The following is a 10,516-nucleotide window of genomic DNA, read 5'->3' as shown; positions in this document are numbered from 1 at the left end:
CAGTGGAACCCCAACCGGGGCTAATTCCCGCTCCCACACCCGGCGCTTTCAGCGCCAGGCACTTTTACTACGTTACCCGCTCGTTTCCGCCGTGTCAAACCGATATTTCGCGGTTCGCCATGCTTCAACCCGATAATGCGGATAGTATTGCTTGCTCGAGTCCACGATGACGCACGTCGTTACCGACGTTCGTTTCTGTCGTGGGAAGCCGCAGACCGGCCGATCACCGCTTCGCGGCTCTCCGCCCGGCTCCTGCCGGCTCCGAAACTCTACCCGGTCGGCTCCGCGTTCGCAACCCCGTTTCCGGAGTGTTCCGCACCGCCCGATCCTCAGTCTCGCTCGGCGTTCCCGCCACGAGCCTGGTGCCCGTTCTCGGCCGGTTTGTCCGGCCTCCCCCGTGCAGAGAGAAAGTTACGCGGACGGCTCGGAGAAGGCAAATCAGGGTTCATCACTGGTTTGGGCGAACAGCGACCACCGGTGCCCGGCACAGCCGAGGACGCGAGCACCTCGGCTCCCCGGCACAGCCGAGGACGCGGGCCACCTCGACGTGCCAGAGTGTCAGTCATGGATGAGTCCGGGCACGGTGCCAGGGTGTTCGCCGAGGAGGCCCTGCTCGGCCTCATCGGGCCGTTCTGGCAGGTGGTGATCGGCGCGGTCGTGCTGGTCGTACTTGTGCTCTCGGTGGGACGACTGGCCCGACGCGGCAGGTCCCGGATGACCACCGCGCTGCTGGTCACCGCCGCGGCCATCGCCGGGTTCGCGGTGATCGGCGTCCTGCTGGAGGGCTGAGGTTCAGAGCCGGCGGTTGGCCAGGCTGGGCAGCTCAGAGCCGGCGGTTGGCCAGACTGGGCAGCTCGGCGCGGATCGTGTCGAGCCGGTCCAGGTCCAGGTCGACGACGGAGACCCCCGGGCCGTCCGGCACCTGGCCGATGACCGTCCCCCACGGGTCGACCACCATGCTGCGGCCGAAGCAGGTGCGACCTGGCTCGTGGTCGCCGGTCTGACCGGCGGCCGCCACGAAACACTGGTTCTCGATCGCCCTGGCCCGCAGCAGGACCTCCCAGTGGTCCCGGCCGGTGTGCATCATGAACGCTGCCGGAACCACCAGCAGCTGCGCGCCGCCGTCGGACGCGAGCAGCCGGTACAGCTCCGGGAAGCGCAGGTCGTAGCAGATCGACAGGCCGACCCGCAGCCCTTCGACGTCGACCACCACCGGTTGGACACCGGGCGCGACACTCGCCGACTCCCGGTAGGAGACCCGACCGGGGATCTCCACGTCGTACAGGTGGATCTTGCGATAGGTCGCGGCCAGGCTGCCGGAACGGTCGAAGACCAGCGAGGTGTTCCAGGTGTGGTCCGGGTCTGGGCCGGCCTCGTGGAACGAGCCGGCCACCAACCAGATCCCGAGCCGCCGGGCGACCCCGGCGAAGAAGCTGCCCACCTCACCGTCGACCGGCTCCGACTCGGGCAGCCCAGCGGCGGGACCCAGGTAGTCGACGTACTCCGGGAGGACGGCGAGATCCGCGCCGCCGGCGGCGGCGCGCTCCAGTAGGGCCTCCGCGGCCGCCAGGTTGGCCTTACGGTCGTCCCTGGCGTTCAGCTGGCAGACGGCGACACGCATGAGCAAAGGGTACGGCTGGAGGGCTCTGACGGACAGCGTCACGGTCTGGCCGGCACGGGTGGTGGTCACACTGGCGAACGGCACCGAACACGATCACGCCGGCCGCTCAGGATCGAACGGCCGGCGTGACGCGGGAAGGATCAGGCGGACTTCTCTTCGCGGTCGCGCCGGGCCCGGCGCCCGGTGAACTCACGCGGCACGATCGTCGGGTTGACGTTCTCCAGGACGACCTCGCGGGTGATCAGCACGCGGGCGGCGTCGGGGTTGCTCGGCACCTCGTACATCGCGGACAGCAGCACCTCCTCGATGATGGCCCGCAGACCACGGGCACCGGTGCCCCGCAGCATCGCCTGATCGGCGATGGCTTCCAGCGCCGGCTCGTCGAACTCGAGCTCGACACCGTCCAGCTCGAACAGGCGCTGGTACTGCCGGACCAGGGCGTTGCGCGGCTCGGTGAGGATCCGAACGAGAGCGCTGCGATCCAGGCTGCGCACGTTGGTGATCACCGGCAGCCGGCCGACGAACTCGGGGATCAGCCCGAACTTGAGCATGTCTTCCGGCATGACCTGGCTGAAGATGTCGTCGGTCGACCGGTCGGAGACCGACCGGAGTCGGGCGCCGAAGCCGGTGCCGCCCTGCCCGGTGCGGGACTCGATGATCTGGTCGAGGCCGGCGAACGCCCCACCACAGATGAACAGCACGTTGGTGGTGTCGATCTGAATGAACTCCTGGTGTGGGTGCTTACGGCCACCCTGCGGCGGCACGTTGGCCACAGTGCCCTCGAGCATCTTGAGCAGGGCCTGCTGCACACCCTCACCGGAGACGTCCCGGGTGATCGACGGATTCTCCGACTTGCGGGCGATCTTGTCGACCTCGTCGATGTAGATGATGCCGGTCTCGGCGCGCTTGATGTCGTAGTCGGCGGCCTGGATCAGCTTGAGGAGGATGTTCTCGACGTCCTCGCCCACGTAGCCCGCCTCGGTCAGCGCGGTGGCGTCGGCGATGGCGAACGGGACGTTCAGCATCCGGGCGAGGGTCTGCGCCAGGTGGGTCTTGCCGCACCCTGTCGGGCCGAGCAGCAGGATGTTGGACTTGGCCAGCTCGACGGCGTCACTGCCGGAGCCCGGCGCACCGGCCGCCTCGGCCTGGATCCGCTTGTAGTGGTTGTAGACCGCTACGGCGAGCGCCTTCTTGGCTTGATCCTGGCCCACGACGTAGGTGTCGAGGAACTGGCAGATCTCCATCGGCTTGGGAAGCTCTTCCCACTTCACCTCGCCGGACTCGGCCAGCTCCTCTTCGATGATCTCGTTGCAGAGATCGATGCACTCGTCGCAGATGTAGACCCCTGGGCCCGCGATGAGCTTCTTGACCTGCTTCTGCGACTTGCCACAGAAGGAGCATTTCAGTAGGTCGCCGCCGTCACCGATCCGTGCCACCTACGTTCTCCCTGCACTCATCGGCCGGAGACCCGGCCCTGACCTGCGGACGTTGCGCGCCGCCCGGCTTAGTTCGCGCCGCCGGCCCAACCGGCGAAGCGGTACGGACCCGACGTTACCCGCTGGCGGGGCATTCTCCGACCCCCAAAACGGGTGTGTCAGAGGTCGGCCGGGAACGGAGCCCCGGCCAACCTCTGACCCGGTACAGCTCAGCGGGCGGCGTTGGCCGCCAGCAGACCCTTCTTGCGGCTGGTCAGGATCGTGTCGACCAGCCCGTACTCCTTGGACTCCTCGGCCGTCATGATCTTGTCACGGTCGATGTCCTTGCGAACCTGCTCGATCGGGCGGTTGCAGTGGCGGGACAGCATGTCCTCCAGCTGCGTACGCATCCGCAGGATCTCCCGGGCCTGGATCTCGATGTCCGAGCCCTGCCCGTAGCCGCCCTCGGTGGCCGGCTGGTGGATGATGATCCGCGAGTTCGGCAGGGCCATCCGCTTGCCCGGAGTGCCCGCCGAGAGCAGCACCGCCGCCGCGCTCGCCGCCTGCCCGAGGCAGACCGTCGAGATGTCCGGACGGACGTACTGCATGGTGTCGTAGATCGCCGTCATGGCGGTGAACGAACCACCCGGCGAGTTGATGTACATGATGATGTCGCGGTCCGGGTCGGTGCCCTCGAGCGTCAGCAGCTGGGCCATCACGTCGTTGGCCGACGCGTCGTCCACCTGGACGCCGAGGAAGATGATCCGGTCCTCGAAGAGCTTGTTGTACGGGTTCGACTCCTTGACCCCGTACGACGTGCGCTCGACGAACGACGGCAGCACGTAGCGGTTGTGCACGGCCGCGAACTGGGGCGGCAGGCTCAGATCGGTCATCGTCAGCTCCTCAGCTCAGGGTCCCGGCGCCATCCGGAACCTGTGCGGCCCCGATGATCACCTTGTCGATGAAGCCGTAGTCCATGGCCTCCTGGGCGGTGAACCAACGGTCCCGGTCCGAGTCGGCCTCGATCTGCGACTGGCTCTGGCCGGTGTGGTGCGCGACCCGCTCCTGGAACATCCGCTTCGTGTAGAGCATCTGCTCCGCCTGGATGGCGATGTCGGACGCCGTGCCGCCCAGACCACCGGACGGCTGGTGCATCATGATCCGTGCGTGGGGCAGGGCGTACCGCTTGCCCTTGGTGCCCGCGCAGAGCAGCAGCTGACCCATCGAGGCAGCCATGCCCATCGCCACGGTCGACACGTCGTTGTCGATGAACTGCATGGTGTCGTAGATCGCCATGCCGGAGTAGACCGAGCCACCCGGCGAGTTGATCCACAGGTTGATGTCGCGGTCCGGGTCCTCCGCGGCGAGCAGCAGCAGCTGCGCGCAGATGCGGTTGGCGACCTGGTCGGTCACCTCACTGCCCAGGAAGATGATGCGTTCCTTGAGCAACCGGTTGTAGACCGAGTCGTCGAGGTTGCCAATGGAGTCGCCACCGCGCGCGTCAATCGCCCGGAGCGACTTCTTGGGGATGTGCATGTCGGTCATGGCAGCCCTTCGCTCTCCGTACCGTCTTTCCCGACACTAACCGCTGTGCGGGGCGGCAGAGTCCCGGTCGGGGCAGTGTTCGCTCTCAGCGCAGCTGTGTCGGGCGTACCCGCGGCGCGGGCTTCCGGGCGTACCCGGCAGTGCTTGCTGCTCGGGCGTACCCGGCAGTGCTTACCGCCCGGGCGTGCCCGAAAAGGGAAATGGCCGCCGTCCGCCGCTCAGCGGCGGACGGCGGCCGCACCCGACGATCAGTGGTCGTGGTTGTGCTCCGCCTCGTTGGCGGCGCGCAGCGCGTCGAGGGTGATCCCGTTGCCGGCCGAGTCCTTGATCGTGATCTTCTCCATGACGGCAGCGAGCGCCTTGCCCCGCCGCACGTCGCCGAAGACCGCTGCGGCCGCGCCGGAGCGCACCAGCTGGTCGTAGTACTGCTGCGGGGCCATCCCGGCGCGCTGCGCCCGGTGCACGATCTCGTGCCCGAACTCGTCGTCGGAGACCTGCACGTCCTCCGCGTCGGCGAGCGTGTCCAGCAGGAGCTGCACCTTGACGCCCTCGGTCGCCGCCTCGGTCAGCTCGGCGTCGATCTGCTCCTCGGTCTTGTCCTCGGCCGCGAGGTACTCCTCCATCGAGGCGCCGATCCGCTCCAGCTGGTCGACCATCGCCTGCTTGCGGCTCTCGACCTCCTCGCGGACGACACCCTCCGGGGCCGGGATGTCGGCGGCCTCGACGAGCTGGGCCAGGGCCTTGTCCCGAGCGGCGTAGATCTGCTCGACCTGCTTGCCCTGGGTGACCCGGGACCGCAGGTCGCCGCGCAGCTCCTCGATCGTGTCGAACTCGCTCGCCATCTGGGCGAACTCGTCGTTCAGCTCCGGCAGCTCCTTCTCCTTGACCGTGCGCACAGTCACCGCCACGTCGGCGTCCCGACCGGCGAAGTCGCCGCCGACCAGCTGGGTGGTGAAGGTGGTGTCGTCACCGGCGGCGAGGCCGACAACTGCCTCGTCCAGGCCCGGCAGGAGCTGCTTGCTGCCCACCTCGTGGGAGATGTTGCTCGCCTGGCCGCCCGGCACGTCCTCGCCGTCGACGGTGGCGTTCAGGTCGATCTGGACGTAGTCGCCCTCGGCGGCGGCCCGCTCGACGGTCTTGAGGGTCGCGAAACGCTCCCGCAGGTTCTTCACCTGCTCGTCGATCTCGCTCTCGTCGATCTGCAGCTCGTCGACGGTCACCTCGATGGTGCTCGCGTCCGGGATGGTGATCTCCGGGCGGACGTCGACCTCGGCCGTGAAGTTCAGCGAGTCACCGTCGTTGAACTCGGTGATCTCGACCTCCGGGCGCCCCAGCGTCTTCAGGTCGTGCTCGCGCACAGCGGCGAGGATGTTCTCCGGGATGGCCTCCTGGACCGCCTCGTTGAGGACGGTGCCCCGGCCCACCCGCTGGTCGATCACCGCGGTCGGCACCTTGCCCCGGCGGAAGCCCGGAACCTGGACCTGCGAACCGATCTCCCGGTACGCCTTCTTGAGGCTCGGCTCGAGCTCGACGAACGGCACCTCGATGGCGAGCCGCACGCGCGTCGGGCTCAGAGTCTCGACGGTGCTCTTCACAGGCGTACTCCTTGACGGATCTCAGTTGAGTCTGGGCGTGATTCAGCCCATCGAGTGTAGGCGAGCCGGCCTGACGCTCCGGCATCGCCCGGGGACCGCACTGGGCGGCACCCGGGGCGGCCCGGCCGCGGACGACAGTCGGGGTGGCGGGATTTGAACCCACGGCCCCTCGCTCCCAAAGCGAGTGCGCTACCAAGCTGCGCCACACCCCGTGGCGACGTGCAGTCTATGCCGTCGCCGCGCCTCAGTCGGTGCCGGGGCATGCCCCACCCGGACAGATCACCCGAAAATTACCATTCCGCTCCGCCCACGTGTCGCCGAGATCCCCAGGGCGCCGCCGCGTCGGCGGCGACGCGGTTACGCGTCGGGCGTCGACATTGGGTACGCTGTAGGCGCGTCCTGTTTCGGCGGGATGCACGCGGGCGTAGCTCAATGGTAGAGCTTCAGTCTTCCAAACTGACTACGCGAGTTCGATTCTCGTCGCCCGCTCCAACGCCCTCCGGCCCAGGTCGGAGGGCTCTTTGGTGTACAGGACTCGGCGCACGGGCCGCTGCGGTCCGCCCACCCGCCGGGATGCCGGGCGGTCGCTGCGGGCGTCGACACACAGCAGGGCCCAGGTGGACCGCACGGTGGCGGCACCTGGACCCACTCGGCGAGGCCGAGTCGCGTGTCACTTCAGGTGGAACCGTTCGTCGACAGTGAGAGCCGCCAACTGCGGCACGGAGAACGGCAGCTTCGTCAACGCCGGCCGGCTCTCGTCCAACCGCACGCCCTGCGCCACGAAGACCACCACACCGTCCGGGTGCCGGTACGCCGACCACTGGTCGAGCCGGTCGTCGCTGCCCGGTCGGACCACCACGCCGACCCGCAAAGCTCCGACGGTCTCGACCTGGCACTCGCCCCGCATGCCCCAGAATTTCTGGGCCAGGTCGCACGGCTCGGTCGGCAGCTGATTGCCGGCGGCGTGCACCTCGACGATCACGCGGCCGGTGCCCTCGCCCTGCGCGACGGCCACCGAGGACGAGTAACTCCACACGTCGACGCCGTCCACCTTGTCCTCGAACTGCGCCTGGTGGGTCCGCAGCGTCCGCTCCTCGGCGGACTGGCTCGACGGGTCCTCCGGCGCGGTGTAGCCGGAGGGTATGACCGAGACAGCCTCGCTGAGCAGGTGAGCTCCCTGTTCGTACCTGGACCCGGCCCGCGCGGTCCGGTCCTCCTGCGGTTGCCCGTCCGGCCCGGTCGGCCACGGCTCCTTGGTGTCCGGAGAAGCCAGCGGCCCCTGACCCGCCGGTTGGTAGACGTGGCCGCCCGGGGTGGCGACGGCCGCGAAGCCGGTGACGGCCAGCACGACAGCCGCCGATCCGAGGGACGCCCACAGCGCGCGTCGACGGAAGTGCGTCCGCCGTGCCGCGCCGAGCGCGGCTGTCGTACTCAATGGTGGTGGCGGGGTGGTCCCCGCCATCTCGCTGCGCAGCCCCTCGCGCAACTCCTGCTCGTTCATCGCTCCCCCATCTCGATCCCGCTGTACGTGGGGGTCAGGAGGCCGCGCAAGGTGTCGAGCCCGCGTGCCGCCTGGCTCTTCACCGTCCCTGGAGAACACTCCAGCAGCGCCGCGACGTCCTCGATCGACAGGTCCTCCCAGTACCGCAGAACCAGCACGGCCCGCTGACGCGGCGCCACCCGGGTCAGCGCCTGCAACAGCACCAGTCGGCTCTCCGGCGAGTCGGGCGGGGCCACCTGTTCGGCGTCCTCCCCACCCACCCGTTCACGCCGCCACCAGCCGCGGCGGCGCTCGTCGAGGAAGGTCCGGATCAGGATCCGGCGCACGTAGCTGTCGAGCACCTCGTGCCGGGAGATCCGGTTCCAGACCCGGTAGAGCTTGACGAACGTGGTCTGGACCAGGTCTTCGGCACGGTGCCAGTCGCCGCACAGCAGGTACGCGGTGCCGCGCATGGCACCGGACCGTGCCGCGAAGTACTCGGCGAACGCCTCGTCGCGATCGCTCATTCAGGCCTCCGATCCCCGTTTCGAGTTAGTCACGCGGGGTCTGCCCCAGGGGGTTGCTCCGGATCTCGCGGACATGTCACGGGATCAACGCCGGCAAGGCGCGAAGGACGCCTTGACAGGTGTCGATCCGTGCACTGGTGTAAGGACCAAGCACATCGACGTCCGTCACAGGAGGGCACATGATCGTCCGACGACGGTGGACAGCTGCCGCCACCACAGTGATCCTGTTCAGCGCAGTGTTGTCCCATCCCGCTTCCGGAACGGCCGCACCCGCCGACCCGGCCGCCCCGATCGCTCTGAGCGCCACCGAAACCGCAGTGGTCCGGGTCCAGCTGCGCGATCAGGCCCAGTTGGACCGGCTCGTCGCCACCGGCGCGGACCTGGCCAACCGGCCCCGGGCGCGGGACGGCCGGATCATCGCCGACCTGGTGCTCAGCGGCGCGCAGCTCGGCGACCTGACCGCGCAGGGCGCGACGGCCGTGCAGATCGTGCAACGCGCCGGGGACGGCAACCGGCACTACGCCGACAGCGTCCGCGCGGCTCAGGCCCGCACCGCCGCCGGGCTGCGGGCGCCGGCCGCAGGCCAGCGGTCCACCGCCGCCACCGCGGTGGACACCCTCCAGGTGCAGCAGGCGTACTGGTGGACCACTACCGGACAGACCTTCCTGCAGGCCCAGGTGGCCACCACCGCCACCGACGACCCGGACGTGGAGATCACCGTCAGTTGGCGCACGGCGGACGGCGTCACTGGCTCGTTCCCGCTGTACCGGTTCGAGGACTCCGGCGAGTACCAGTACCACTACGCGCTCCCCCAGCCGGTGCCGAGCCGACCGGTTCAGCTGACCGCCACCTCTAGCCTCGGCGGGGTCAGCCGGGCGGTCACCCCGGCGCTCTGGCCGAACGCCTCGCCGCCGCCGCTTCCGGCCGGCTACCAGAAGGACTTCATCGACGCGTACCTGACGCCGGTGGACATCCAGGCGCGGATGAAGCGGCTGGCCCGCCAGTACCGGGACCTGGTGGACGTGATCGACCTGCCGAACAAGACCCAGGGATACCGACGCACCGCCGCCGGCTACCTGGGCGACCCGGCAGTGGCCGCCCTGGTCGTCGAGTCGGTCCGCTTCGGCGACCAGAACATGAACGGCGTACAGGTACGGACGGTCGACCCGGGCCGGGCCAACCGGCCACTGACCGTCGGCTACCGCGACCGTGTCCTCACCGTGTCACTGGCCACCGACACCGCGGGCAGGACGGTGAGCACCACCGACGAGGTCGCGGCGGCGATCAACGCCCGTCAACCGGACCGGTTCCGGGCCACCGTCGAGGACGGTTCGGCCGGGCTGCCGATGCCCGTCGCCGGCCCCACCCGACTCGACGACGGCCTCCAGGGCACCGAGGTGCCGGCACGGCCGTGGACGGTGCAGGCGCTGCGCCTCGGCGTACACCGGGACGGCTCCCGGGTCGGGGTGCTCGCGTACTCCCAGGAACACGCCCGGGAGTGGGCCACCCCGCTGGTGACGCTGGAATTCGCCGAGCGGATGCTGGCCAACGCCCGGACCGACCCGGCCACCCGTGAGCTGCTGGAGCAGGTCGACATCTTCGTCATCCCGATGGTCAACCCGGACGGCGCGAACTACTCGTTCAACGACTTCAACTTCCAGCGCAAGAACCTCGTCAACCACTGCACCGGGACGGCCCGCGACCCGAAGAACCGCACCTCGTGGGGCGTCGACATCAACCGCAACTACACCGTCGGGTCGTACTTCGACGGCTACGTGGGCGCCAGCGCCAACTGCCTGTCCGGCACCTACGCGGGCACCGCCGAACTGTCCGAGGCGGAGAGCGGCAACGTGATCGCCCTCGCTCAGGACCACCCGAACATCAAGTTCGCGATGAACGTGCACTCCTACGGCGGGTACTTCATGTGGCCGCCGGGGGCGTACCGGGCCGACGGCAGGGTCACCCTGCCGCGACCGTCGATCGACGAGTCGACGCTGTTCCTCAACAGCGCCCGGCGGATCGTCGGCGCCATCGCCCAGGAGCGCGGCACCGTCACCTGGCCGTCGCAGACCGGACCGGTCGCCGACGTTCTCTACTCGGCCGCCGGCAACTCGGCCGACCAGCTCTACTACGAGCTGGGCATCTTCGCCTGGGACTTCGAGGTCGGCAACGACCGGTGGAACCCGGCGACCAACCAGTGGGAGGGCGTCGGCTTCCAGCCGCCGTTCGACGAGGCGCACGGCGAATCCCAGGAGTACGCCGGCGGGCTGGTGGAAATGGTCCGGGTGGCCCGCGACTACGCCGCCGCCGAGGCGGCCGCCGGCTGACCCGCG

9 protein-coding genes and 2 tRNA genes are annotated in these 10,516 nt (G+C 69.2%); 3 read left to right on the top strand and 8 right to left on the bottom strand.

The features are described from left to right. Nucleotides 1-564 precede the first annotated feature (564 nt). Complete coding sequence (locus tag PSH03_RS07340; protein WP_112584164.1) at nt 565-789, top strand: hypothetical protein; 225 nt, start codon at nt 565-567, stop codon at nt 787-789. Nucleotides 790-823: 34 nt separating this feature from the next. Here the strand turns inward: PSH03_RS07340 and PSH03_RS07335 are convergent, their stop codons facing one another. The 6 genes from PSH03_RS07335 to PSH03_RS07310 all read right to left on the bottom strand — a co-directional run bounded on the left by PSH03_RS07335 (nt 824) and on the right by PSH03_RS07310 (nt 6,388). Further along, nucleotides 824-1,621: a carbon-nitrogen hydrolase family protein gene (locus PSH03_RS07335; protein ID WP_238688611.1), complete on the bottom strand. Its 798-nt coding sequence runs from the start codon at nt 1,619-1,621 to the stop codon at nt 824-826. Between the two features lie 140 nt (nt 1,622-1,761). Further along, complete coding sequence (gene clpX, locus PSH03_RS07330) at nt 1,762-3,057, bottom strand: ATP-dependent Clp protease ATP-binding subunit ClpX (RefSeq protein ID WP_112676080.1); 1,296 nt, start codon at nt 3,055-3,057, stop codon at nt 1,762-1,764. Nucleotides 3,058-3,266: 209 nt separating this feature from the next. Further along, nucleotides 3,267-3,929: an ATP-dependent Clp protease proteolytic subunit gene (locus PSH03_RS07325; protein ID WP_030333536.1), complete on the bottom strand. Its 663-nt coding sequence runs from the start codon at nt 3,927-3,929 to the stop codon at nt 3,267-3,269. Nucleotides 3,930-3,939: 10 nt separating this feature from the next. Next, complete coding sequence (locus PSH03_RS07320) at nt 3,940-4,581, bottom strand: ATP-dependent Clp protease proteolytic subunit (RefSeq protein ID WP_007464111.1); 642 nt, start codon at nt 4,579-4,581, stop codon at nt 3,940-3,942. A gap of 248 nt (nt 4,582-4,829) precedes the next feature. Next, entirely contained in the window at nt 4,830-6,176 is a 1,347-nt protein-coding gene (tig, locus tag PSH03_RS07315) for a trigger factor (RefSeq protein WP_145789660.1), read from the bottom strand. Nucleotides 6,177-6,314: 138 nt separating this feature from the next. After that, nucleotides 6,315-6,388: transfer RNA gene (locus PSH03_RS07310), tRNA-Pro, on the bottom strand. Nucleotides 6,389-6,594: 206 nt separating this feature from the next. On the opposite strand from PSH03_RS07310, the gene PSH03_RS07305 reads away from it, so the two are divergent. Then, nucleotides 6,595-6,668, top strand: a tRNA-Gly gene (locus PSH03_RS07305). Between the two features lie 178 nt (nt 6,669-6,846). On the opposite strand, the gene PSH03_RS07300 is transcribed toward PSH03_RS07305, so the two are convergent. Continuing rightward, the gene (locus PSH03_RS07300) at nt 6,847-7,677 is read right to left on the bottom strand and encodes a hypothetical protein (protein ID WP_238688610.1); all 831 of its coding nucleotides are present in this window, start codon (nt 7,675-7,677) and stop codon (nt 6,847-6,849) included. Continuing rightward, nucleotides 7,674-8,183: a SigE family RNA polymerase sigma factor gene (locus tag PSH03_RS07295; protein WP_210786042.1), complete on the bottom strand. Its 510-nt coding sequence runs from the start codon at nt 8,181-8,183 to the stop codon at nt 7,674-7,676. Before PSH03_RS07295 ends, PSH03_RS07300 begins: the two co-directional genes overlap by 4 nt. Nucleotides 8,184-8,362: 179 nt before the next feature. Between PSH03_RS07295 and PSH03_RS07290 the strand changes: the two genes are divergently transcribed. Next, a complete protein-coding gene (locus tag PSH03_RS07290) occupies nt 8,363-10,510 on the top strand; it encodes a M14 family zinc carboxypeptidase (RefSeq protein ID WP_238688609.1) in 2,148 nt (715 codons plus the stop codon). The last annotated feature ends 6 nt before the right edge of the window (nt 10,511-10,516 follow it).

The sequence above is a fragment of the Micromonospora salmantinae genome, assembly GCF_022230905.1.
Classification (GTDB): domain Bacteria; phylum Actinomycetota; class Actinomycetes; order Mycobacteriales; family Micromonosporaceae; genus Micromonospora; species Micromonospora salmantinae.
Note: the sequence above shows the minus strand (reverse complement) of the source record. Positions and strands in the feature narration are given on the sequence as shown.